Source organism: Pelodictyon clathratiforme (genome assembly GCF_982375515.1).
Genome location: NZ_OZ455102.1, coordinates 1,235,613 through 1,261,151 on the forward strand (window position 1 = coordinate 1,235,613; position 25,539 = coordinate 1,261,151).

Below are 25,539 nucleotides of genomic sequence, written 5' to 3' on the forward strand. Positions count from 1 at the left end.
CTCTCCATTTTTTGTGTTACTGTTGCTACAGTTTCTCTTCTGCAACGATCATACATTCCTGCAACGCTATCCTCTTTCAAGTCATAGAACGCGAAGTTGATCACTTTAGTTGCAGGATATAGCGTAGTTATAATCCGGAAAAAAGTGTGTATGGCATTCTTCAACTATGCTTGATACCGGTGCGTATGAGTGTGATAAAGGAAATGAGTGGTGCGAGTTTCCTCTTTTTGGCGGAGAATTATTTTGTTGCTCTATTTTCTATATTGGAGCTTGTTTGCATCTCGTCATCCGTGTAACCGTATTTAATATCATTTTACCCTATGCATCCGTTTACAAAAACCCTTGTCACAACAGCACTTCCATACGCCAATGGTCCGGTTCATCTTGGCCACCTGGCGGGCGTCTATCTTCCTGCGGATCTCTATGTCCGCTATATGAGGCTCAAGGGTGAGGATATCATTCATATCGGTGGCTCGGATGAACATGGAGTGCCCATTACCATTACAGCCGAGAGAGAGGGTATTTCACCCAAGGATGTTGTTGATCGCTATCACCGGATGAACAGTGAGGCCTTCTCAAAATGTGGTATCTCCTTTGATTATTATGGCCGAACCACTTCTGAGGTTCACCACAAGACGGCACAGGAGTTTTTTACTGACATTGAAGAGAAGGGGATTTTTATACGAAAGAGCGAGAAGCTTTTTTTTGACCGCAAGGCTGACCGTTTTCTTTCGGATCGTTATGTGACAGGAACATGCCCGATCTGCAACAATACGGAGGCGAATGGCGATCAGTGCGAACAGTGCGGCACCCATTTAAGCCCGCTCGAACTCATCAACCCGAAAAGCAAGCTCTCCGATGCGACTCCGGAACTTCGCGAGACCATGCACTGGTATTTTCCGCTGGGACGGTTCCAGGATCAGCTTGAGAGCTATGTGCATCAGCATGAGGATGACTGGCGACAGAATGTGCTCAATTATACGCATACCTGGCTGAAGCAAGGCTTGAAAGATCGGGCAATAACCCGTGATCTTTCCTGGGGGATCAAGGTTCCTTTGGAGAGCGAAGAAGCCGAGGGAAAAGTGCTCTATGTCTGGTTTGATGCCGTGCTGGGCTATATCTCCTTTACCAGGGAATGGGCAGAAAAACTGGGGCAGAGTGAGCGGTGGAAAGAGTACTGGCAGAACCCGGAGTGTCGCCTGCTTCATTTTATTGGCAAGGATAATGTTGTGTTCCACACGCTTATGCTTCCAGCAATCCTGATGGCCTGGAATGAAGGCCGCCAAAGCGAATGCTACAATCTTGCCGACAATGTACCTGCTTCGGAATTCATGAATTTTGAGGGAAGAAAATTTTCGAAGTCGAGAAACTATGCTGTCTATCTAGGCGAGTTCCTCGAGAAATTTCCGGCCGATACCCTGCGTTACAGCATTGCGATGAACTATCCGGAAAACAAGGATACCGATTTCAGTTGGCAGGATTTTCAGAACCGAACCAACGGTGAACTTGCCGATACTTTGGGTAACTTCATCAAGCGGTCGGTTGATTTTACCAATGCCCGTTTTGATGGCGAGGTTCCTTGGGACTACAGCGAAGACTTACTTAATAACGTATTACTTTGCGATCAGATTGATGACATAGCAAGGGCTTATGACGGTTTTCATTTCCGGGAGGCGGTATCATCAAGTATGGACATTGCTCGCAATGCGAATCGTTTTCTTACTCAGAATGAGCCTTGGAAGCTGATTAAAACTGATCCTGATGCTGCGGCTCGTGTTATGTCTATATCGCTTAATCTGTGTCATGCACTCTCAATTCTATTTTATCCTGTTATTCCGGAGACCTGCAATCGCATACATGCCATGCTTGGTTTCGATGGCACGATCGACAGCCTCATAAAGCCAGGCGTTTCCCTCTGGGAGCAGGCGAAAAAGCCCGGGTTGAACAAGGGTCATCGGCTTCTTGGAAAATCTGAAATTCTCTTCACAAAAATCGAGGATGCCGACATCGCTCCTGAACTCAAAAAAATAGAATTACTGGTTGCTGAAGCTGAAAAACGTGAGGCTGGAGCTGAACAGCAAAAGATGGAGTTCAAACCGCTCATCAGTTTTGACGACTTTCTCAAGGTCGACCTTCGGGTTGCAAGGGTCATCACGGCTGAAAAGGTGAAAAAAGCCGCAAAACTCCTGAAACTGCAACTCCAGGTTGGTTCTGCCACGAAGCAGGTACTTGCAGGGATTGCCAAATATTATACTCCGGAAGAGATGGTTGGCAAAAATGTGGTCATTGTGGCCAATCTTGCCGATCGCACCATTCGTGATGACGTTTCAGAGGGCATGATTCTTGCCGTAGAAGGCGCTGATGGGAAGCTTTTTGTCATAGAACCCGAAGGAGAGGAAATAAATGGCAGACAGATACAATAAAAGTTTGCAAATGAAGATTTATTGCTTACATTGAGAGCACAAACATCGTGGGGTGGAGCAATTGGTAGCTCGTCGGGCTCATAACCCGAAGGTTGCAGGTTCAAGTCCTGTCCCCACCACCAGTTAAGCCGCCTCTTCAAAGGGCGGCTTTTTTGTTACCCTCAGTTTACAGGCACTCATGACTCTTGAAAACTTGCGTTCCCGACTGTATTCCCTGGCCAGAAAAAAGCGCGTCTCTCTGTTTTTTTTCTACGCAGTTGTCTTCGTGCTCTTTTCGTATTCTGTTTCGGCTGAACCGTTACTCTGCGGTATCGATCGGCTCGAAGCCTCCGGATTCCAGGAGTTCTCCGGTTTACGGATCGGTCTCATTACCAATGCAGCAAGCATCAACCGGAAAGGGGAGCCGGGCTATGCCATCATGCTTCGCAGCGGTGTTAACCTGAAGTTTCTGATGGCTCCCGAGCATGGTTTTTCAGCGGATATTGAAGCAGGTAAAAAAGTTGGCAGCAGCGTGGTTTCAGATACGCTTCCGGTTTATTCACTCTACGGAGCTTCAAAAAAACCGGATATCCGAAAGTTGCAGGAAGTTGATCTGCTTGTTTTTGATCTTCAGGATGTCGGCACCCGTTGCTATACCTATATTTCGACTATGAAGAGTGCGATGGAAGCGTGTGAAGAGGCTGGCATAGCCTTCATGGTTCTTGATCGTCCCAATCCTGTTATTCCCCTGCATGCCGAAGGGTTTATGCTGGCGCCCGGATATGAGTCGTTTGTTGGGGCGGTTGCTGTTCCTTTTCTTCATGCGATGACGGTAGGCGAGATTGCTCTGTTGCTGAAGGAGCAATGCTGCAAGAAGCTTGATCTCCGAGTGATTGCGATGCAGGGGTACGGGCGGGACAAGTTTGCTGATGAGTATCCGGGATTCAGCTTCAAGAGCCCTTCGCCGAACATCAGAAGTATTGACACGGCAATAGTTTATCCTGCCACCGTCTTTTTCGAAGCGACAACCCTCAGTGAAGGGCGGGGTACCGATGCCCCTTTCATGCAGTTTGGAGCCCCTTTTATCAAAAGCGGTGAGCTTGCTGATGCGCTCAAAAGGTACAGCTTGCCGGGAGTTTCGTTCAGTGCCGTCATTTTTCAGCCCACTTCAGGCAAGTTCAGCGGCGTTCAATGCCAGGGAGTGAAGCTCACGGTGACTGATCGTAAAACGTTCACTCCATTTCGAACAGCAACTGCACTCTTGCTTGAACTTCAGCGCCTCTACCCTGATAAACTTGCTCTTGATCAGAGAGGTGATTTTTTTGACCGTCTTGCAGGAACCCCTCTTTTTCGGAAGATGATCAAAAAACAGCTTTCCCTTGAAAGCATTCTGGAGGAGAGTCGCTTGCAAGTGGAGCAGTTCAAACCCGCCTCTTATTTGCTCTACCACTGAAATGCCTTACCGGGGAATAGCTGTTCTGCCGGGCAGGCCATTTTTTGAAAGCAGTATCTGCCAGAGCTGAATAGAACGGGCCCGGAAAGAGCCTGAAAAGCTTAACAGGTAGTAGCGCCACATGCGTTGAAACCGTTCATTGTATCGGGTGCGCAGTTTTGGCCACTGCTTCTCGAAGTTCTCATGCCATGCCTTGAGTGTCAGGGAGTAGTCATAGGTAAAGACGTGCCAGTCTTCGAGCGTGAAAAGCCCCTCATAATTTTTTGTAATCTGGCTTGCAGAGGGTAGCATGGAGTTTGGAAAGATGTATTTGCAACTCCATGGATCACCATTGGTACAGGGTGTGTTGCTGCCGATAGTGTGCAGCAGGGTGATACCATCCGGCTTCAGGCATCTGTTGATCATCCTGAAATAGTTTCGGTAATTTTTATGTCCGACATGTTCGAACATACCGATTGAATAAATTCTGTCGAAGGAATCCTGGATGGCGCGATAGTCGGTCACCTCAATGGTGACTGGCAGACCTTTGCACTGTTCCCTGGCAAATCTGGCCTGTTCGGCAGAAACCGTTATAGCGGTCACCGAAACACCATACTCTTCAGCAGCGAAGCGGGCAGCTCCACCCCAGCCGCAGCCGATATCGAGGATATGCATTCCTGGCTTAAGCTGCAGTTTGTCGAATACCAGGCGGAGTTTCTTCTCCTGCGCTTCATCAAGATCCTCAGTCTCTTTCCAGTATCCACAGCTATAGATCATGCGTTTATCGAGCATGGTTTCAAAGAGGTCATTCCCGGTATCGTAATGGTGTTTCCCGACGGTAAATGCTCTTGACGGTCGTTGCAGGTTGAAGGTTTTGCCGATCCATTTTCCAGCCAGCATGGCCGGAGTAACGATTTGTTCATCAACCTTCGAGCTGAGGAGCCGGAAAAAGAACTCTTCAAGGTCATGGCAATCCCACCAGCAATCCATGTAGGCCTCTCCAAGACCGAGGTTGCCCTCGGTGATGACACGCTGGAAAACAAGGGGCTGATGAATCTGGATGTCCCAACGACGATGGCCATTGATACTGATGTCTGCAGGTTCGAAGAGACGTTCCAACTGCGTTTTAAAGTAGTTGTTCAACATTTCCTGAGAGTCAGTTTTGATGGGTAAGAAGCTATCCTGAAGCCTTGAATGTTCCTTCTGTCCTCAACCGACAAATCTGCGCATTTCCCTTATGCAAGTATTGCCTGTTGACTGGAAATTGTCAATCTCCAGATCTGCAAGCAATTCTCCCTCGTTATTTCTGAAGAAAAAATCCTCACCTCATACTCAGCAACTTTTTTATTTCATCGCTGATGTATAATACCGAAATACAGTGTAATGTACGTAATGATCGGCTTTTTGTCAAGCCTTCTCCAGGTTGCTTGTGGATCGAAAGGGTGTACTTTCAACCGTGGAGCTGAAAAAAAGCAGGAGAAGAGCTTCCGTTCAGGAATTCTGGATGGGAGCAGGAGTTCAGAGAATGGAAACAGAGAGGAGGTCAGTCAAGCCTCAGACTCTTTTTTCTGTTTTTTTTGTTTCGATGTCGTTTCTGATTCCGGTTTTTTGGGACGTCCTCTTTTTTTTGAGCCACTCTCTTTTTCGGCCTTTGGGCTGGGGAGTTCCGGTTCAGTGGCCATTTCATCGGGCTCTACAAGCTGTTCGTCAAGGCTTTCGTCGAGATGTTCATCGTGGATCTCTGGTTCGACGATAAGATCAAGATCATCGCACAGGAGTTCATCGATGATTTCATCTACCGGAGTCTGTGACTTTCCTCTCACACCTCGCTTGCTTTTCATTGCGGGCTCAATCAGGGTAACAACCTCATTTATGGAAGAAAAAATGTAGAGTTGTTTGTCGAGATTGGTCAATTTGAGAAGATCCTTGATCTGTTTACAGAGAGAGACAAAAATGGCCAATCCCTCTGACTGATTCGAGAGTTGATGAGCAAGCAGCATTGAGCTTATTCCGCAGGAATCAATGGCTTTTACCTGAGAAAAATCGATAATCAGGTTTTTGGTGTTCTCCTTGTTCACCATTCCGTCAATTGCCTGCCTGAATGCCTCTTTATGACGGAAATCGAAAACATCTTCCTCTATTTTCAGGATGGTCAATTCTTTACGGGTTGATACTGAGTGTTTCATGGTGATTTCCTGCGATAAAACCTGTAAAAGATTATAAATAAAACAGAGAGAGAATTACTCGCCAAGAGGATTATGCAACTTGTTGATAAAAAACACAGGGCATGATTTCCATGGGAGAGTCATTAATACCTAAGGTAAAAAAAAAGCTCATTGTTAATATTTATTTTAATCCGGAAAAAAAGATTTCTTGCATACATAGAGGTAAATGGAGTGATCAGGGGCCTTTTGAAAGCCGTTCAGCCAGCGAGTCAAGCTCCTTGCTGTTCAATGGGGCATCTGTCCAGTTTACGCTGAGCCGATTGTGAAAAAAAGTCAACTGCCGTTTTGCATAATTGCGTGTATGCTGCTTTATCAGTCGAACAGCATCATCAAACGAGATCATTCCATCGAGGTATTGAAAAAATTCCTGATATCCCACCGATTGCAGAGAAGATACTTTTCCACTGGCAATCAGTTTGTGATACTTGTGATAAAGCCCTTTAGCCTCATCGTAGAGTCCTGCATCAATCATATTATCAGTACGATGGTTGATACGCTGATAGAGCGTGGCACGCTCCATTGCAAGCCCTGTAGTGACAAAGCAGAGGTCACCATGCTGTCGCTTTTTTGCCCTTGCCTGTAACTCTGTGACGCTCAAACCGGTTATCTCAATGATTTCAAGACTTCGGATAAGGCGCTGGCTTTTTGTGGGGTCAAGAGTTGCGGCCTGATCGGGGTCTCTTTCGAACAGCTTTGCATAGAGCTTCTCGTTTCCTTCCTCTTCAAGTTCACCAAGCAGTCTTGCTCTTATTTCCGGGTTTGCGGGAGGGAGATCAGCAAACCCTTCAATCAGCCCCTCAAGGTAGAGTGTGGATCCTCCAGCAACAACCGCACGCTTTCCCCTTCGGTGCAGAGTGATAATCCGCTCTGCAGCTTCTGTGGCAAAGTCACCAGCCGTGAAGGGTTCTCCAATATTTTTTTCATTGACAAAATGGTGTCTTATCTCCCCGAGCGCACTCTCCGAAGGTTTCGCTGCACCGATATCAAATTCGCGGTAAATCTGCCGTGAATCGGCAGAGATGATTTCACCTCCGATCTTTTTTGCAACTGCCAAAGCAAGGGCAGATTTGCCAGAAGCTGTGGGTCCAAGAATAACAATAACCGACGGTTGTTTCTTCTCTGCTGTGGCCATATTTTTTATTTGGTAGAAGATGATCCATTTCATTCCAAGATAGAAATAAATGGTAAACCAAAATCACCATCTCTTCATTCTGTATGCGTGACTTCCATCATGTCAGCCCGAAAAACTGGATTAACAGTGGCTCTCGTCAAGCTTATTATGAAGAGGTATCATTGGAACTCATTTTTCCTTGAAACGACCAGGAACGTGCGGTTGGAGATACAATTGGAAAAGCGAAATGTTTTTCAGTTTTGATGATTTAACCGTAGATTACACAGGCGTAAAGAGCTGAATTCTTGCCGAAGATAGACGGAATAACCGAAGCTGTTCCTTTTTTATCCCGTGTGTACTGCGATTAACCATTAGTTTCGTTCTGTGATGGCGGGTATAAAATTGTCGACAGCAAGCAGCCGATTCTCCTGGAGCAGTCATCCTGGTAAAATTGGCATAGTGTTCGATTGCGCACGACCGGATACATGCCACAGACGTAATGCCTGTTGTGTAGAGCATCGCTATTTACCATCAAGGTTTCGCAACACATACATCTCCAGCCTGAGTCAAGCATACCTGATCTGGATTGCCCATAGTGTAAAAAATGCATATCCGGAGCAACTGATTACCGGGTTGTCTCTCCTTACGGGTTGCCTGCTTTCCGAATTTATGGAACGAAAATAAAGTATCCATGTTGCAAGACAAATACGATAAAAACGCAGACGAAGCTCATGCCAGCATGGTGCATGGGAACATTGACTTGAGTTTGCTTGATATTTTTCCCGACATCTGTCTTCTTATTGACAAGAACGGTTTAATTGTTTCGTCAAATATACGCTTTGCTGCCAGATTCCGCAGGCGTCCGGAAGAGTGTCTGGGTCTCAATGTTTTCGATTTGCTTTCTCATGATCTCCTGATTCCTGAGACTGCTGAACTACGCAGACATAAACTTGAGGAAGTTATCTGCACTGGAAGGCAGCTTACCTTTGAAGATGAACATGATGGGCGCAGTTATCGCCATACCATTTATCCTCTCCGCTCTCTGGCAGGTGACATCCAGAACATGTTCATTGTCGCACAGGATATAACGGATCTGAAACGATCTGAGCTGGCAGGGGAGAATGAGCAGGCGTTCAGAAAAGCAGTCATTGATGTCATCCCTGGTATCTTTTATCTGCTTGATACAGAAGTCCGACTTTCCGGATGGAATGCCTATCTGCGGGATGACATTATGGGTAAATCTGAAAGTGAGATGGCTGGCATCAATGCGCTGGAGAGTATCCATCCGGATGATTGGCTGACTATTCAGAGTAAAATGCAGAACGTTTTGATTGATGGGGTTGAGGAACGTGCTGAAATAAGGGCATTGCGTCAAGGAGGGCCTGAAATTGTCTGGTTTCTGATGACGGCAAAAAAAATAGTACTCAATGGAACCCCGTTTCTCATTGGTATGGGAATCGACATTACTGAACGCAAAAAGGCGGAGAGCGAACTTCAGAATCTGAACCGTTCACTTCTTGCGATCAGCAATTGTAATCAGGTACTTCTTCACGCCCATGATGAAACAGAATTGTTGAGTGCAATCTGTCGTATCGTTGTTGAGATTGGCGGTTATCGGATGGCGTGGGTTGGCTATGCTGAAGATGATCCGTCAAAAAGCGTACGTCCGGTTGCTCAGGCAGGCTTTGAAGAGGGTTATCTGGATATGCTGATGATCTCCTGGGCAGATGTCGAACGTGGTCGAGGGCCTGTGGGAACAACAATCCGTACGGGCCAGCCCTGTTCTGTCTGCAATGTGCTGTCAGATCAGCAATTTCTTCCCTGGCGTATTGAGGCGATGGCTCGTGGTTATGCTTCGGTTTTGAGTTTGCCTCTGAAATCCGACAATAAAACGTTTGGGGCATTGGCGATCTATTCCATCGTTCCGGATGCCTTTAATGCCGGCGAGATGACGCTGCTCACAGCTCTGGCCGACAATCTTGCCTATGGAATTTCAATGTTGCGAACCCGCAGGGCACAAGAGGCGGCAGAGGAGGCACTGCGTCAGAGTGAAGCCCGCTACCGGAGCCTGTTTCAGAATTACCATACCGTGATGTTGATCAGTGATCCGGAGAATGGTATGATTGTTGACGCCAATCCGGCAGCCATCAGCTTTTATGGCTGGGAGTTGAATGAACTCTGCCGAAAAAAAATCAGCCAGATAACTGTTTCGACGCCGCAAGAGGTTACGTCGGAAATGGAAGGAGGCTGTAATGAGGAGAGTAATCCTTTTCATTTCCGTCATTGCCGCTCTGATGGCTCTGTTCGCGATGTGGAAGTTTTCAGCGCTCCCGTTGAAATTCAGGGAAAAATGCTTCTCTATTCCGTTGTTCACGATGTTACTGTGCGCCTGCGCCATGAATCACTCATTCTCTTCCGTCAACGTCTGCTCCAGATGGCAGAGTCTCACTCGGTTGAGGAGCTGCTGAGATTGACTCTGGACGAAGCTGAAAGAGGTACAGGGAGCAAAATTGGGTTTTATCACTTTTTCGGGGAGAATGATGCGACATCCCTGCAGGTTTGTTCGACCAATGTATACAAGAATATGCAGGGGGGAGTGCAACAGTTCACGCATCCATATGTGAAAGGAGAGGAGTTGTGGGCTGATGTTCTGCATGGGCAGAGCGCCGTGATTACCAACGAATACAAAAGAGATGAGCGTCAGAATAACTTGCCGGGCAGCCATCCTGAAATAAAGCGAACATTGGTCGTTCCTGTACTTCAGGGAGAGAAGATTGTGGGCTTTTTTTGGGTTGGAAACAAGCCAGAGGCCTACATTGATGACGATATTCATTTGGTACGTACCATAGCAGATAGTGCATGGGATATCGTTTCTCGCAAGCTTGCCGAGCAGGCGCAACAGGAGATGCAGTCAGCCCTTACCCAGCTTCAGAAAATGGAGCTCGTCGGACAGCTTGCCGGAGGTATCGCTCATGATTTCAATAACATGCTTGCTGTGATTATCGGCAATATAGAGATGGCTATGGATCAGGAGGCTGCTTATGAAGAGCCATTACCATTCAATCTGAAAAACATACTCAATGCCGCTACACGATCTGCGCATTTGACGCGTCAACTCCTCGCGTTTGCCCGAAAGCAACCGGTAATGCCATTGGTTCTCGAACTGAATACGATGGTTGAAACCATGCTTTCGGTTCTGCGACGGCTGATTGGTGAAAATATCACCATTGTCTGGATTCCTGATACCCATCGTTGTCTGGTAAAAGTCGATCCATCACAGATTGATCAGATTCTTGTCAATCTCTGCATCAATGCCCGCGATGCAATTGCCGGAATAGGTAAAATTACTATTCAAATCGGCAGGCTCTGTGAGAAAAAAACTCTTGTTCCACCCTTGCATCCCTGTAAAATAGTCGGTGATTACGTAACACTTTCGGTTCGTGATAACGGTTGTGGTATTGAAAAAGAGCATCTTCCCCATATTTTTGAGCCCTTTTTTACCACCAAGGAGCCGGGAAAAGGGACTGGTTTGGGACTTTCAACAGTCTATGGCATTGTCAAACAAAACAATGGTTGCCTCGACTACAAGAGCGAACCGGGAAAGGGGAGTACTTTTAAAATTCACCTTCCCCGATACCAGGAAGGTTATGGCGATATCGAAGAGGATGAACCGGCTCCGCCAGAAGGCAAACAGGGTAAAGGAACGATACTCCTTGTGGAAAACGAACACGATATTCTCATCCTTTGTCGGGCGGCACTTGAAGAGGCTGGATACACTACGCTTTCGGCTGAGACCCCTCGTGAAGCAATCCGGCTTGCCCGGCAATACAACGGAGAGGTTGATATGCTTCTGACCGATGTTGTTATGCCTGACATGAACGGTTGTGACCTTGCCAAAGAGCTTCAGTCGATCATTCCGGACCTTAAAACGCTCTTTATGTCCGGTTATTCAAGTGATGTGATTTCCCGGCACGAGATGCTTGTCGAAAGGGTTAACTTTATTCAGAAGCCCTTCTCCCTGAAATTACTGACCACGATGGTGCATAATTTGCTCAATCATGCAAACCCATGATCTGTAAGGTAGTTGTAATTTATTCAGAGATCGAAAAGAGAGCTGAGTATCCAGGAAATTGCACTGATGACGATCGAGCCTGCTATAGCCCATCCAAAGTTGTCGATGGAGAATCCCCCGACAAGTGAGGCCGCAAACTGCAGAAGAAAGGCGTTGATGACCAGCAGAAAGAGCCCCAGCGTTACAATGATAAATGGTATTGAAAAAAAGAGCAGCACAGGCCGTACAACAGCGTTGATGAGGCCGAGCACCAAAGCAACAAGAATTGCAGCGCCAAAACTTTTTATATGAATTCCGTCGAGGATATGCGCAGTGGCATAAACCGCGCAGGCATTGATCAGCCATTGGATCAGGATATGCATCATCGCTCCCACTTTGATTTTTTTATTCCAGAAACAGTACAGCAAAATGTAACCAATTCAGCCAACTATCCCTTGTCGCACTTCCTTGTCGCACTCCCTTATCCAGTCACATTAAGCTCATCAAGTGCGTTCTGGAGTGTTTTGCATCCCGTGATGATGATGGGGAGATTTTTCAGTGATGGTTTCAGTTCGCGGGTATTGGCTTCGGGCAGCACAATTTGCTTGAAGCCAAGATGGGCCGCCTCCCTTATGCGCCGTTCGCTGTCGCTGATAGCCCTCAGTTCACCTGCAAGACCGATTTCTCCGCAGCAGACCGTTGCCGGATCGACCGGACGGTTCATCAGCCCTGAAGCAATGGCAGCAGCAATGGCAAGGTCTGCTGCGGGTTCAGCCAGTTTCAGGCCGCCGGCAATTTTTACGAAGACATCCTGTCCCCAGGTTTCGATGCGAAGCCTGTTTTCAAGCACAGCAAGGATAATCGACATGCGTTTCAGGTCGAATCCTGTGCTGATACGCTGAGGCATGGAGTAGTTGGTCTTCGAGACCAGCGCCTGAACCTCAACCAGAAGTGCTCTTGTTCCTTCGATAGCAGCCAGGATTGAATTTCCGGGCACATCGGTTCTGCGTCCGGAGATAAAGAATTCCGACGGATTACTGACCTCTTCAAGGCCACTCTCATCCATACGGAAGACACCGATTTCATTGGTGGAACCGAAGCGGTTCTTGACTGAGCGGATAATGCGGTAGCGCTGGTACCCTTCACCTTCAAACTGCAGGACGGTATCGACCATATGCTCAAGGGCTTTGGGTCCGGCAAGCGCACCCTCCTTGGTGATATGGCCGATAATCATCAAAATCACATTTTGCTGCTTGGCCGCCCTGATGAGCGTGGCAGCACACTCCCTGATCTGGGTAATGGTACCGGCAGAACTCTGGTATTCATCAGAATGGACTGTCTGAATGGAATCAATAATGACCAGTGCCGGTTTCTCGTGTGCAATGATTGCAAGGATGCTCTCAAGGTTCACTTCCGGTATCAGCCAGAGGTTAGGAGCCTTAATGGAGAGGCGCTGTGCCCGTTCGCGGATCTGGTTCGGCGACTCTTCACCGGAGATATAGAGCACCTTGGCCGGTGCGAGGCGGGGAGCAAGCTGGAGCATGAGGGTAGATTTACCAATACCGGGTTCTCCTCCCACCAGAACAGCAGATCCCTGCATAAGTCCTCCTCCGAGTACCCGGTCGAGCTCTCCAATGCCAGTCATGACTCGCTGAAATTCCGAGGGCACAGAGTCATGCAGGTTCTCCATAACGGCAACTCCTCTTGTTGAACCATCCCTCTGTTTTTTCTGTTCGGGCTCGACACGGCTCTCCTGAAGTGTCCCCCAACTCTGGCATTCAAAACATTTCCCCTGATATTTCAGGGAGATGGCCCCGCAGTTAGAGCAGATGTATCTGGTAGAAGATCTGGCCATTCTGCTCTACAGATTGTTAATGCGCTGGAATGACTGAAGCGTGTTTTTCAGCAGCATGGCAATGGTCATGGGACCGACTCCTCCGGGAACGGGGGTCATGGCTGAAGCAACGGTTGAAACAGCTTCGAAATCGACATCCCCGACGAGACGGTAGCCGCTTTTCGTCGATGGATCCTCAATGCGGTTGATGCCGACATCAATGACCACGGCTCCGGGTTTTACCATATCAGCAGTAATGAATCCTGCCTTGCCAATAGCCGCGATGAGGATGTCGGCCTGCAGGGTGTAGAATGGTATATTTTTCGTGGCGGAGTGGCAGATGGTAACGGTGCAGTTGGTGGCATCGAGCTTCTGCAGCATCAGGTTCGCCATAGGTTTGCCGACAATATTGCTGCGTCCGACAACAACACAATGTTTACCCCTCGTTTCAATGTTATAGCGTCCGAGAAGTTCAAGAATGCCATAAGGGGTGCAACTGACAAAACATTTGTCGAGATGCCCCATCACAAGACGACCAAGATTTTCGGGATGAAATCCATCGACATCTTTTGATGGATCAATGGCAAGGGTGACGGCAAATTCATCAATCTGTTTCGGAAGCGGTTGCTGGACAAGAATACCGTGTACCGTCGGGTCGTTGTTCAGTTTGTGAATAGTCTCAATCAGATGTTTTTCAGTGGTGTCATCGGCCATTTCAATCACCGTGGAAATCATGCCAATCTCTTTGCATGTTTTGGCTTTATTGCGTACATAAACCTGCGATGCCGGATCCTGGCCGACAATGATAACCGTCAGTCCCGGGACTTTGCCTGTGATGGATCGGAAGTTGTCAACACTGGCTTTCAGTTCGTTTTTCAGGTCAAGCGAGACCTTTTTTCCGTCGATAATGAGCATGGTGATATGGCTTTGTTTTATATGTTCCTTTCCGGGGTGATCTTCAGGCTCTCAGCGGAGAGCTGCATATAGCTATGAAAAATTCATCGAAGCAGCAAATATGAAAAGCAATGAGTTGCTTGTCAGAGGCAGAAGTGTCGTTTTTTTTATGAACAGAAGTGTTGTACTGTTGTCAAATTATCATGAGGATGGTTCGTTATGTCGCTGGTTTCTATAGGTGATGTTCTTGTTGACAAGGATGTTTTGAAGGCTTTTTTTTCATGCGATCTTCAGGAGTGCAAGGGCAAGTGTTGTGTAGAGGGGGAACTTGGCGCCCCGTTATCCGAGGCCGAAGCAATCCAGTTGCGCCAATCACCGGAAGAGTTGCTGCGGATGCTCCCTGAAAAAAGTGTAAAGTATATCCGAAGGCATGGTCCGGTTGAACTCTATCAGGGAAGGCACTACAGCCGCACCATTGATAATCGTGAATGCGTTTTTGCCTTTGTGCGTGACGGGATAACCTTTTGCGCCATTGAAAACGCATTTCGAGAAGGCATTATCGGCTTTGACAAACCGTTATCCTGTCGATTGTTTCCGATAAGGGTAAGAAAAAAGTTTGGTTTGGACTATCTTGTCTATGAGCAGCACTCCATGTGTCGCTCCGCCCGGAAAGCGGGTAGTGAGTCCAACGAACAACTTATTGATTATGTTCAGCTTGCTCTTGAATCATTGTATGGTAGAGACTGGATCGTGAGCCTGAAAGCATTTGTCGATTCTTCCACTCTGCGTCATGGCTGATATCCGGCTTCAACAAAGACAATCATTACAGCTCTCTGCACAGCAGATTTTAAGCAGTCAGCTCCTTCAGCTTCCGATGCTCAACCTTGAACAGCGTATTTATGAGGAGTTACAGGAAAATCCGTTACTTGAAGTAGTTGAAGAAAGTAAGGAGAGTGTCGGTGAAGTCGTTGCAGGCAGTGACGGGTCGAATGGTGACGATATGTTCGATGCGGTTGAACGCTTCAGTAAAAGTGCACTCAAGGAGCGCTCCGATGCGCCATTTTCTGTCGAAGATTCTGAAGGAAGGCTCAACTTCACCTATGAAGGCGGCTCAAAGGAGAGGTTCTTTCAGGCCGTTCAGCATGACAGTTTCCATGATACCCTGCTCCGGCAGTTAACATTACATGAAGAGGTCGGGGAGCGGGAGGCAAGGATTGCGGCCGAGATTCTTGGTAATCTTGACGGCGACGGTTATTTTGGCGAGGACTATGGAGTGATTGTTGACAGTCTGCACTTTGATGGCCTTGATATCAGCCAGAGGGAAGTCGAGGAAGTTGTGCGCAAAATTCATTTTCTTGATCCTCCTGGTATTGCCGTCAAAGATTTGCGTGAGCGGTTTCTTGTTCAACTGCAGGCCGGTTCGGAGCGTTATCCATCAAAGACGTATGAGGTTGCGACACGGATTCTTCGTGATCATTTTGATGATTTTCTGCACAGGCGCTTTGAACTGTTGCTGAAAAAACTTGCTGAGACAAAAGAGGGCGTTGAAGCGGCTGTTTCGGCCATCATCCGGCTTGATCCTCATCCCGGCATTTTTCAGGATGAGGGTGGATATATTACGCCGGACTTTCTTGTGAGCTATGAGAATGGTGCATTGATTGCAGTGCTCAATGACAGAAGCGCACTTTCTGTCAAGGTTACCGACCGTTATCAGGAACTTCTGAAAAACAGGAAAGCTCCAAAAGAAGAAAAGCAGTTTATACGGAAAAATATTCTGCGGGCCAATGAGTTTACAAGCGCCATTGAGACCAGGCGCCAGACGCTGCTGAAGGTGATTGAAGCGTTGATGAAACGGCAATATGGCTTTTTTGTTTTTGGCCCCGAACGTGTGGTGCCACTTGGCATGAAAACTATTGCTGCCGATACCGATCTTGATATATCGACGATCAGTCGGGCCGTCAATGGAAAATATGTACAGACCCGCTTTGGCGTTTTTGAGCTGAAATATTTTTTCAGCACAGGACTTTCGACCGGGGAGGGTGAAGATCTGTCAAGCAAGGTTATTCGTCAGCAAATTGCTGATATGATCAGCGGGGAGGATTCCGCAAATCCCCTGAGTGATGAGAGTATAACGGAGATGCTTATGAAATGTGGAATACATATTGCAAGAAGAACGGTTGCAAAATATCGGGAACAAATGCAGATTCCAGTTGCAAGATTAAGAAAAAAAATATTTTGATAGATGAAGAATAACCAAAGGCCAGTGATCCGTTCAACGACGGTTATCGGTGTAATAAGGGACGGCAAGGCTGCGCTCGGAAGCGATGGACAGATGACGCTTGGAAATACGGTCATCAAACACTCGACGCGGAAAATCAGGAGACTCTATCACGGAAAGCTTGTTGCCGGTTTTGCGGGAGCGACGGCGGATGCCGTGACCTTGCTTGACCGTTTTGAAGAAAAGCTTGAGGCCTATAATGGAAAGCTTGACCGTGCGGCAGTTGAACTTGCCCGAGACTGGAGAACAGACAAGTACCTCCGGCGTCTTGAGGCCATGCTGGCAATTGTCAGTCACGACAAGGCGCTGATTATCTCCGGAACCGGGGATGTGATAGAGCCGGAAGATGGTATTGTAGCCATTGGAAGCGGCAGTATGTATGCCCTTGCTGCTGCACGCTCGCTCATGAAACACTCAAGCCTTCCAGCCAAAGAGATCGTCCTGGAAAGTTTGAAGATAGCGGCTGATATCTGTATTTATACGAACGATCATATTATTGTCGAAGAGGTCTGAGCCCCTGTGTTATCAGGGCTGCCGGCCCAAAGCTTTTTTTGTAATCTACATTTTATTGCATGGAAACGACTACGAACAGTGAGGGATCTGTTTTGGCATTATCTGAAGCAAACAGAGGGAAGAGCAGTTCTATTGCAGCAAGTAATCTGACGCCAAACCAGATTGTTTCGCTTCTTGACAAATATATCATCGGACAGAAAGATGCGAAAAAATCGGTAGCCATAGCCCTCCGCAACAGGCTTCGTCGTCAGCATGTGAGCGATGATCTTCGTGATGAGATCATGCCCAACAACATTATCATGATTGGCCCGACGGGTGTTGGAAAAACCGAAATTGCCCGCAGGCTTGCCAAACTCGCAAGAGCTCCCTTTGTCAAGGTAGAGGCCTCGAAATTTACTGAAGTGGGTTATGTCGGTCGTGATGTAGAGTCAATGATCCGCGACCTTGTTGATCAATCGGTAGCTATGGTGAGAAGCGAACGCTCGGAAGAGGTTCGTGAAAAGGCTGTCCTGCTTGTTGAAGAGCGTCTGCTTGATATTCTCCTTCCTCCTGTTGCCTCTTCACGCAATGCGGAGAGTGATGATGAGAGCTCGGCTGAGGAAGGAGTGACTGAGTCACCAGCCGCCGATGAGCACGACAAGTCACTTGAGGTCAATCGGCGAAGCCGCCGCAAAATGCTTGAACGTCTCCGCAACGGAAAGCTCGAAGATCGCCAGATTGAAATGGATATCACCGGTGATGCTCCTGGCGGGATGATGCAGGTTTTTGGACCCCTCGGCCAGATGGAAGAGATCGGCGGAATCATGCAGGATCTCATGAGCGGACTGCCCCGTAAACGCAAGAAAAGAAGGGTTTCGATTGCCGAAGCCCGCAAGATTCTTGAGCAGGAGGAGGTACAGAAGCTTATCGATATGGACAGTGTTGTCAAGGAGGCTATCAACAAGGTTGAACAATCCGGAATTGTCTTCATTGATGAAATCGACAAAATAGCCACCCCATCGTCAGGGTCGGGCAGTAAAGGGCCTGATGTCAGCAGGGAGGGTGTGCAGCGTGATCTTCTGCCCATTGTCGAGGGCTCCAATGTTGCGACCAAACATGGCATGGTCAAGACTGACCACGTACTCTTTATTGCCTCCGGCGCATTCCATGTTGCCAAGCCCTCCGATCTGATTCCCGAGTTGCAGGGCCGCTTTCCGATCCGGGTAGAGCTGAAAAGCCTCACGGAAGAGGACTTCTATCTCATTCTCACGCAGCCTGAGAACGCCCTTATCAAGCAGTACTCAGCTCTCCTTGCTACCGAAGGGGTTGACCTGACCTTCAGCGATGGCGCTATTCGGGAGATTGCCAGAATTGCGGCCAGAGTCAATGAGAGTGTTGAAAATATCGGAGCAAGGCGCCTGCATACGATTATGACCAATCTTCTTGAAGAGCTGATGTTCAATATCCCGGAGAATTTTTCCGATGAACGGGTGGAAATTGATGAAACCATGGTGAAGGAAAAACTCAACCATGTGGTTGCCGACAGGGATCTGAGCCAGTATATCCTCTAACTGCTTTTTGTAAACCTTGACTGAGCCAGTCCGGAGAGAGGGCTGGCCGCAACAATCATGATGAGCGCCATGACGATACTTGTTCTCAATGGACCGAACCTCTCCCGGCTTGGAAAACGAGAGCCGGAGGTTTACGGTCGTCAGACACTCGACGATATCAATCGTGAGCTGGCTGCAAGTTTTCCGGAACTCTCTTTTGACTTCTTCCAGACGGAATCAGAGGGAGCGCTGCTTGAAAAACTCTTCAACTGTGAGGATAAGGGTGGTTACCGGGGCGTTGTGCTCAATGCCGGAGCGCTGACCCACTACTCTATCGCCCTGCGTGATGCCATCAGTGCCATAACCATCCCTGTTGTTGAGGTGCACCTCTCCAACATCTATGCCCGTGAAGAGTTTCGCCGCAAATCAGTGATTTCCGAGGTTTGTGCTGGCGTTATCAGCGGCTTCGGGGCAAACAGCTACCATCTTGGTGTCAGGGCTCTCCTCGGCATGACCTCACTTGAACCAGATTGAATCCGGGTACTTACGGTGGAGTGTTTTGTCGAGTCCAAACCATTGGCCTGACGGGAAAATCATCATCAGCACCGAAAAAATCATGAAGGGTGGGAGAGTGAGGTTGTAGAACCCTCCTGCCGCGAAGTTCAGCACCAGGAAGAGCGCAAAAGCCGCATTTGCCCGGACGGAAATCCCCAAAACAAGGCACACTCCTATGATCAGCTCCCCTATGGTGACAATCCATGCGATTGGCATGGCAGCAGGAATGGCAAACTGTTCAAGGTAGAGCGCCTGAAAGTTGTTCAGTTGCGGGGGAGCGGTGAGGCGCTCTACAAAAAAGTTATGCATCTTGTCGCTCCATAACCACCCCTTAACCAGTTTATGCCAGAACCCATACAGAAAAAAGATGGCAAAGAGATAACGTCCAGCAAGAAAAAGGGTAATCCCGACCGTTCTGAATGGATTCTGTTTCATCTCATGTATGGTTAAAGTCCGTTGCGCTCAAAGATGATATCGACACTGCTTTTCAGCTTTTTCAAAATGTTTTCGGAGCTGAAGAGTTCGGTAATTTCTGCCGGAGTGATCTGTTTCAGTAACTCCTCATCTTTCAAAAGCAGGTCGCGCAGGTGCACCTTGGTCGACCAGCTCTTCATAGCGTTTCGCTGTACCAGTTTATAGGCGATTTCACGGGTCAGCCCTTTTGCTGTAAGAGCGAGCAGGATGGTCTGCGAGGTGGTGAGTCCATATGAAGAGTTAAAATTCTCCTCCATTCTCTCAGGGTAAACAAGCAGGGTATCAAGGGCTTCGCTGAAGGTGCGCAGCATGTAGCAGAGCGCTGTGGTCGAGTCGGGCATGATGATGCGCTCAACCGATGAGTGGGAAATATCGCGCTCATGCCAGAGTGCCACGTTTTCCATGGCAGCCAGGGAGTTCGAGCGAACTACGCGGGCAAGTCCGGTAAGCCTTTCAAAGGTGATCGGGTTACGTTTGTGGGGCATGGCGGAGCTGCCTTTCTGTCCCTCGCTGAAAAACTCTTCCGCTTCACGCACTTCAGTACGCTGCAGATGGCGCAGTTCAACCGAGAATTTCTCGATAGAGGAGGCGATGATAGCAAGTGTTGTGGCAAATTCAGCGTGTCGGTCGCGCTGGAGAATCTGTGTCGATATCGAGGAGGGTACGAGATCCAGTTTCCGGCATACTGCGGCTTCAATATCGGGAGAAAGGTGCTGATAGGTGCCCACCGCTCCTGAAATTTTACCGACGGAGATGGTTGTTACGGCCTTTTTCATCCGTTCGAGGTTTCTGAGCATCTCCTGGTGCCACAAGAGCAGTTTCAGACCGAAGGTGGTCGGCTCGGCATGAATGCCATGGGTTCTGCCCATTTCAAGGGTGTATTTAAACTCAACAGCCCTTTTGGCAAGAACCGTCACAAGTTGCTCAATATCGGCAACAAGAATTTTTCCGGCATCACGCATCTGCATGGCCAGGCTGGTATCGCCCACATCCGAAGAGGTGAGCCCTTCATGAATGTAACGGGAATCGGGGCCGACATTATTGGCTACGTTGGTCAGAAAGGCAATGACATCGTGTTTCGTCTCTTTTTCGATCTCAAGAATTTCGGCAACATTGAAGGCTGCTTTTTGTTTGATGGTCACAAGCGCCTCTGCAGGTACCAAACCCGCCTCCATGCGAGCTTCAACAGCGGCAATTTCAAGTTGGAGCCAGCGTTGGAATTTTGCCTCTTCTGTCCAGATGGCAGCAATGTCTTTGGGTGAATAACGTGGTATCACTTGTTGGATTCAGTTTAGTATGTTGTCGTAAATGGATGCAATATAGTGACCGAAGCCCTGAAAAGCCACACTTCCGGCAAAAGGCCTCTTATTGTTTATCGCCCCCGTTTGTCTCTCCTCTCAATTCATGGTAAATCACTCGTATATAATCAAGAGCGGTATTGCGGTCGTAGGCAATCAGGCCGTCAATGACCGCATTTTCCATCCTTTTCTTGATCATCCCCACCATTTTCCCTTCCGTCAGCCCGAGCGTTGCCATAATATCTTCACCGCTTATCGGAGGGCGCCATTTGGCAAGCTGGTCTTTTTCTCCAACTTCAGAGATCTTTTCCTCAACATGGTTGAAGTTGCTCATGATGCGTGACACCTTTCTCGGATTTTTACTGGTGACGTCAGCCCGGCAGAGGTGCATCAGATCCTGAAGATCCTCTCCCGCATCAAACATCAGCCGTCGAATGGCCGAATCGGTAATCTCCTCTTTCGACAGGGGAATCGGGCGATGATGGAGGCGTACCATCTTCTGGACATAGTCGAGCGGATCGAGTGGCCAGCGCATCTGGCGGAATATTTTTGCCACAATCTTCGGGCCTATGGCATCGTGACCATGGAATGTCCAGCCAACATGTTTAGCGAACCGTTTTGTCGCCGGTTTGGCAATATCGTGCAGAAGCGCAGCAACTCTGAGCCAGAGATTGCCGGAATGTGCAGCAACATTGTCGATAACCTGGAAGGTGTGAAAAAGGGTATCCTTGTGCCCCAATCCATCAACCTGTTCAATACCCGCCATAGAGGCAACTTCCGGTAAAATTTCCTGCAACAGGCCGGTTTCATAGAGGATAATGAGTCCCCTTGACGGGCGGGGGGAGAGCATGATTTTGAAAAACTCCTGACTAACCCTCTCAATCGAAACAATCCTGATTCTTTCATGCATAGCCTTCATAGCCTCAACAACATCAGGGAGCAGTCTGAAATCAAGCTGAGCCGAAAACCGGGCAGCCCGCATCATCCGCAGCGGGTCATCGGAGAAGGTCTGCAGAGGATCAAGCGGTGTTTTCAGAATGCGGGCCTCGATATCGGCAACCCCGTTAAAACGGTCGATGATCTGGTTCCGTTCTTTGCTGTTCAGTACAAGGGCAAGAGCATTGATGGTGAAATCCCGTCGTGAAAGATCGTCGTCAAGTGTTCCGATAAGCGTCACCGGTTTTCTGGAGTCGTTATTATAGGACTCTTTGCGAGCCCCGACAAGTTCAACCTTGAAGGAACCCTGTATCGGGTCGGAGAGCTCAAGTTGAGCGGTGCGGAACCGTTCAAAAAGGATAAAATTCCGGCCATTCAGCTTGTCGCGTACCGCTTTTGCAAAAGGGAGAGGATCGCCGGTCACCATGATATCGATATCGGTACAGGCTCTCTGCATAATCATGTCGCGAACATAGCCGCCGACAAGGTAACAGCCGATGCCGTTTTCATCGGCCATGTCGCCGATACGATAGAGTATCTCAGGTAAGAGAGCTTGTGAATCTGTGGTCATTGCCTGTTTGCCTTGCACGGGTCAGTTATTCAAGTAAGGCTGCATTGGCGGCAATTTCGTCAGCGATTTTGCCTGCAACCATAATCGCCCGGCGTCCGTCAGAGGAGCTGACCGGAGCTGGCGTGTTGTTTCTGACGGTATTGATAAAATATTCAAGTTCGTCACGCAACGCATTTATTTTCGGAATTTCCGGGTGGATATAGTCCAGAACCATCCCCTGCATGGTCTCCTGAATTTCACCGAACTGTTCAAGTATTTTACGCGCAGCAAAGGATTTGAGCGGGTTTTTGGAGGAGGCCTCACTCTGTTTCACCAGCCTGAATACCTCCGATTTCCCGGTCGTCAGATCCAGTGAGGCGTAACTTTTCGGGTCATTGCAAAAAAAACGGAGCTTGCGCATTCTGTTGCGGCTGAGTCTGCTTGCGGTAACATTTGCTGCTGCACCGTTGACAAAATCAATTCTGGCCGTTGCCATGTCGAGTTCATTGGAGAAGACCTTCACCCCCGAAGCGGCGATATGCTTGATCTCGGAAGGTATAAGAGAGAGAACCAGATCAATATCGTGAATCATCAGGTCAAGAACCACAGAAACATCCGTCACCCTTCGCGAAAACCCGCTCAGCCGTTCAGCCTGGATATAGATGGGACGCCCGATAGAGGATTCCACCGCCCGCAGCGCCGGGTTGAAGCGCTCAATATGACCAACCTGGATACGTACCCCGTTTTCTGCTTCAAGCCGAATCAGTTCGTCAGCCTCTTCAATTGTCGTCGTTATGGGCTTTTCAATAAACAGGTGCAGCCTCTCGCCAAGCAGGGTTCGGGCTATTTCATAGTGGGAGCTTGTGGTGGTTGCAATAACGGCAGCATCACAAGCGTTAGCCAGAAGCTCAAGCGAGCTGAAACGCGTAACACCATATTTCCGGGCCATCTCTTCAGCCCGGTTACTGTCGAGATCAAAGAGCCCTGCACAATGGACATCAGGCCGCTCCTGTGCAATTTCCGTGAGGAGCTTTGTGTGAAACTCTCCCAGCTTGCCCACTCCGATAACGCCAATTTTCATAATAGGTACTCCTGCATTGATAACATATCCGGATAAGCTCTTTCAGCCATTGTTAGCTTCAGTTGAAGGGTCAAGGGCTTCAATTTTGTACTTGAAGAGGCTGAGTGCAATGATTGCCCCAGCGAGAGTCAGAATTCCGGCGACAATATAGGGCGCATGAAAGTTCATGCCATAAAGGATACTGCCGCTGAAAGGCCCCATAATGCGGGCAAAAGAGTTGACTGACTGTGAAAGACCAAGAATCTGTCCCTGCTGCTGTTTATAGCTGTAGAGCGAAATCATGGAAAGGTTGATAGGCGCAACCAGACTGGTGCCGATAGCAAAAAAGAAGAGGATAACCAGCCCGATTGAAAAGAGCGAACTCTGAGGTGCGAACGGTACAAAAAAGACACCAATAAAGGTGAAAAAATGGCCCCAGAGAAAAAGCTTGTGCTCACCCAGCTTCTTGATAAGCTTTCTGATAAGACCACCCTGCACAATGACAGACCACACTCCGACATAGGCAAAGATATAACCGATCTGCTCGTCAGTAGCTCTGAAATACTCCTTCCAGAGCAAAATGGATGCAACCTGCATATTCACAATGGCAAAGGTATAGATGTAGTTTGCAATCATCAGCAGGGCAAGGGGGCGTGAACTGAAAGTCAGTTTCAGTCCATCAACATACTCAGTGGCTTTTTCACCAAGAAAGAGAGAGACCGATCGACGGGGTGCGCTCTCGGATGTTCGCTTTTTCAGAAAGCCGAACACCATCTTCTGAGCATTCCTGTTTGACTCGGGAAGCAAAAAGATAGCAAGGATAAAGTCGAGAGAGATCAGTGCCGCAGAGACATATCCGACCATCGGAATACCGTAATAGTGCTTGAGCACACCTCCAATCAGCGGGCCAATAATAAAGCCTATTCCGAAAGCGGCTCCGATCATGCCCATCGCTCCCGAACGATTTTTACTGTCGGTGACATCAGTGATATAGGCCTGAGCTGTGGCAATATTGGCCGACCCAATACCCGAGAGTCCACGGGCAAAAATAAGGAGGGGAATGGTGCTGGCCTGTGATAAAACAAGATAGGATACAGCGGTGACAAAAATACTGATCAACATGACCGGTCGCCGACCGATTTTGTCGCTCAGCTTGCCCCAGAGAGGGGAAAAAATAAACTGCATGATGGAGAAAATTGCAGCAATCAACCCGATCATGGCAGGATTTGCACCGAGATCCTTGGCATAGGTCGGCAGCAGTGGAAGCACAATACCGAACCCGATAAGGTCAAGTAAAACCGTCAGGAGGACAATGACCAAGGGAGCGCGCTTCATGCATGATTTCGTTTTGTTCTGCCAAAGGCCCAAAGATAAAAAAATTAACGTCGATTCTCTGACAGGGAGCGCCAAAAAATCAGGGAGCAGCTCTCTCAACAGGATAAATCGTTCGATGTAACTGTGCTATCCCTTCAAGAACCCTCGGGCCAGGGCGAAGAAAGAGGCTGTTATCGAACTGGTCATAAACCTGACGCTGTTGTACGGCAGCAACAGAGCCCCAACCGGGACGCTCCATGAGCTTGCTGGCAGCAGAGACATTTTTCGACATGTACATGCAGGCAATCACCTCCGGGCTCTTCTTGATTACCCACTCCTGCGATATTTCGAAATACTCTTTATCCACAACATCTCCGATATTCCTGCCACCGGCATAGGCAATAAGTGCAGAGGTATAACTTCCTTTTCCGCCTGTCCAGAAAGGATCATCCCAGATTTCAAGATAGACACTCTTTTTCTTGGCTCTCTTTTCTGCCTTTGTTTTAAACATCGCAAGACCCTCGCTGATAGAGAGGGCCAGACTGTCGGCCTCTCTGGTATGACCGGTCAATTTTCCCAGTTTTCTGAGGGAGGCAGGAATATCATCCGGGCTTTTGCATGCGATATTCTCTCTCTGAATACCAAGCGCCGATATTTTTTTCCCCATCTCCTCATCGGCCAGATCAACATCAACCACCAGATCGGGATGGATCGAAGCAAGCAGCTCAAGCGAAGGGCGTCCAAAAGCCCCCACTACAGGCACCTGTAATGCTGCAACAGGCCAGTCGCAGGCGCTGGTTCTGCCCACCAGTTGATCGCCAGCGCCAATAGCAAAAATCATCTCCGTCAGGCTTGGAGCAAGGCTGATGATTCGGGGTTTGCCCGTTGGCGATTTGTTTTCATGCTGTTTGTTTGCACATCCTGAGGCCAGAAGCAGGAAGAGCAAACAAAAAACAGAGAGGGTGGTTTTAGCGCGGAAGCTGTTTCGCATAGTGTTGAATGATCTACAGGTTTTCATATCGAGGGCTTTCCGGTACATTCTGTTAAATTCCTGTTCATGCTTATCAGGCAATAGTAAAATAA

20 protein-coding genes and 1 tRNA gene are annotated in these 25,539 nt (G+C 48.3%); 9 read left to right on the forward strand and 12 right to left on the reverse strand.

The features are described 5' to 3' along the window. The first annotated feature begins 320 nt into the window (after nt 1–320). The 3 genes from metG (at nt 321) to AC56AD_RS06035 (ending at nt 3,855) form a co-directional block, all read left to right on the forward strand. Nucleotides 321–2,423, forward strand: a complete 2,103-nt coding sequence (gene metG / locus AC56AD_RS06025; RefSeq protein WP_012507961.1) for a methionine--tRNA ligase — start codon at nt 321–323, stop codon at nt 2,421–2,423. A gap of 46 nt (nt 2,424–2,469) precedes the next feature. Beyond that, nucleotides 2,470–2,545: transfer RNA gene (locus tag AC56AD_RS06030), tRNA-Met, on the forward strand. A gap of 56 nt (nt 2,546–2,601) precedes the next feature. Continuing rightward, a complete protein-coding gene (locus AC56AD_RS06035) occupies nt 2,602–3,855 on the forward strand; it encodes an exo-beta-N-acetylmuramidase NamZ family protein (RefSeq protein ID WP_012507962.1) in 1,254 nt (417 codons plus the stop codon). Nucleotides 3,856–3,861: 6 nt separating this feature from the next. On the opposite strand, the gene cfa is transcribed toward AC56AD_RS06035, so the two are convergent. From cfa to miaA, 3 genes are all read right to left on the reverse strand, one after another. After that, entirely contained in the window at nt 3,862–4,980 is a 1,119-nt protein-coding gene (gene cfa / locus AC56AD_RS06040) for a cyclopropane fatty acyl phospholipid synthase (protein ID WP_012507963.1), read from the reverse strand. A 401-nt stretch (nt 4,981–5,381) separates the two neighbouring features. Continuing rightward, nucleotides 5,382–6,020 (reverse strand): STAS domain-containing protein, encoded by a 639-nt coding sequence (locus AC56AD_RS06045; protein ID WP_012507964.1) that lies wholly within the window; start codon nt 6,018–6,020, stop codon nt 5,382–5,384. 214 nt (nt 6,021–6,234) lie between these two features. Beyond that, nucleotides 6,235–7,191: a tRNA (adenosine(37)-N6)-dimethylallyltransferase MiaA gene (gene miaA, locus AC56AD_RS06050; RefSeq protein ID WP_012507965.1), complete on the reverse strand. Its 957-nt coding sequence runs from the start codon at nt 7,189–7,191 to the stop codon at nt 6,235–6,237. Nucleotides 7,192–7,861: 670 nt separating this feature from the next. Between miaA and AC56AD_RS06055 the strand changes: the two genes are divergently transcribed. Next, a complete protein-coding gene (locus tag AC56AD_RS06055) occupies nt 7,862–11,242 on the forward strand; it encodes a GAF domain-containing protein (protein WP_012507966.1) in 3,381 nt (1,126 codons plus the stop codon). A 23-nt stretch (nt 11,243–11,265) separates the two neighbouring features. On the opposite strand, the gene AC56AD_RS06060 is transcribed toward AC56AD_RS06055, so the two are convergent. From AC56AD_RS06060 to folD, 3 genes are all read right to left on the reverse strand, one after another. After that, complete coding sequence (locus tag AC56AD_RS06060; RefSeq protein ID WP_041526454.1) at nt 11,266–11,607, reverse strand: phage holin family protein; 342 nt, start codon at nt 11,605–11,607, stop codon at nt 11,266–11,268. A gap of 95 nt (nt 11,608–11,702) precedes the next feature. Then, nucleotides 11,703–13,076 carry a DNA repair protein RadA gene (radA, locus tag AC56AD_RS06065; RefSeq protein WP_012507968.1) on the reverse strand — a complete coding sequence of 458 codons (1,374 nt, stop codon included), beginning with the start codon at nt 13,074–13,076 and terminating at the stop codon, nt 11,703–11,705. Between the two features lie 6 nt (nt 13,077–13,082). Beyond that, the gene (gene folD / locus AC56AD_RS06070) at nt 13,083–13,970 is read right to left on the reverse strand and encodes a bifunctional methylenetetrahydrofolate dehydrogenase/methenyltetrahydrofolate cyclohydrolase FolD (protein WP_012507969.1); all 888 of its coding nucleotides are present in this window, start codon (nt 13,968–13,970) and stop codon (nt 13,083–13,085) included. A gap of 198 nt (nt 13,971–14,168) precedes the next feature. On the opposite strand from folD, the gene AC56AD_RS06075 reads away from it, so the two are divergent. Genes AC56AD_RS06075 through aroQ form a run of 5 tightly spaced genes read left to right on the forward strand, consistent with a single transcriptional unit; the run spans nt 14,169 to nt 18,803 of the window. Continuing rightward, a complete protein-coding gene (locus AC56AD_RS06075; protein ID WP_012507970.1) occupies nt 14,169–14,747 on the forward strand; it encodes a DUF3109 family protein in 579 nt (192 codons plus the stop codon). After that, nucleotides 14,740–16,188, forward strand: a complete 1,449-nt coding sequence (gene rpoN, locus AC56AD_RS06080) for an RNA polymerase factor sigma-54 (protein WP_012507971.1) — start codon at nt 14,740–14,742, stop codon at nt 16,186–16,188. Before AC56AD_RS06075 ends, rpoN begins: the two co-directional genes overlap by 8 nt. A 3-nt stretch (nt 16,189–16,191) precedes the next feature. After that, nucleotides 16,192–16,740: an ATP-dependent protease subunit HslV gene (gene hslV / locus AC56AD_RS06085; RefSeq protein WP_012507972.1), complete on the forward strand. Its 549-nt coding sequence runs from the start codon at nt 16,192–16,194 to the stop codon at nt 16,738–16,740. Between the two features lie 59 nt (nt 16,741–16,799). Beyond that, nucleotides 16,800–18,290 carry an ATP-dependent protease ATPase subunit HslU gene (gene hslU / locus AC56AD_RS06090; RefSeq protein ID WP_012507973.1) on the forward strand — a complete coding sequence of 497 codons (1,491 nt, stop codon included), beginning with the start codon at nt 16,800–16,802 and terminating at the stop codon, nt 18,288–18,290. A 60-nt stretch (nt 18,291–18,350) separates the two neighbouring features. Continuing rightward, complete coding sequence (gene aroQ / locus AC56AD_RS06095) at nt 18,351–18,803, forward strand: type II 3-dehydroquinate dehydratase (RefSeq protein WP_317623610.1); 453 nt, start codon at nt 18,351–18,353, stop codon at nt 18,801–18,803. Here aroQ and AC56AD_RS06100 read toward each other — a convergent pair. From AC56AD_RS06100 to AC56AD_RS06125, 6 genes are all read right to left on the reverse strand, one after another. Continuing rightward, entirely contained in the window at nt 18,786–19,259 is a 474-nt protein-coding gene (locus AC56AD_RS06100; protein ID WP_012507975.1) for a DoxX family membrane protein, read from the reverse strand. The two genes, aroQ and AC56AD_RS06100, sit on opposite strands and share 18 nt — an antisense overlap. An 11-nt stretch (nt 19,260–19,270) precedes the next feature. Beyond that, nucleotides 19,271–20,575, reverse strand: coding sequence for an adenylosuccinate lyase (gene purB, locus AC56AD_RS06105; RefSeq protein WP_012507976.1), 1,305 nt, complete (start codon nt 20,573–20,575; stop codon nt 19,271–19,273). An 88-nt stretch (nt 20,576–20,663) separates the two neighbouring features. Continuing rightward, on the reverse strand, nt 20,664–22,103 hold the full coding sequence (locus AC56AD_RS06110; protein ID WP_012507977.1) for a CCA tRNA nucleotidyltransferase: 1,440 nt from the start codon (nt 22,101–22,103) through the stop codon (nt 20,664–20,666). A 25-nt stretch (nt 22,104–22,128) separates the two neighbouring features. Further along, the gene (locus AC56AD_RS06115) at nt 22,129–23,163 is read right to left on the reverse strand and encodes a Gfo/Idh/MocA family protein (RefSeq protein ID WP_012507978.1); all 1,035 of its coding nucleotides are present in this window, start codon (nt 23,161–23,163) and stop codon (nt 22,129–22,131) included. A 42-nt stretch (nt 23,164–23,205) separates the two neighbouring features. After that, nucleotides 23,206–24,477 carry an MFS transporter gene (locus AC56AD_RS06120; protein WP_012507979.1) on the reverse strand — a complete coding sequence of 424 codons (1,272 nt, stop codon included), beginning with the start codon at nt 24,475–24,477 and terminating at the stop codon, nt 23,206–23,208. 79 nt (nt 24,478–24,556) lie between these two features. Continuing rightward, nucleotides 24,557–25,447, reverse strand: a complete 891-nt coding sequence (locus AC56AD_RS06125) for a cobalamin-binding protein (protein WP_041526455.1) — start codon at nt 25,445–25,447, stop codon at nt 24,557–24,559. Nucleotides 25,448–25,539: the final 92 nt, after the last annotated feature.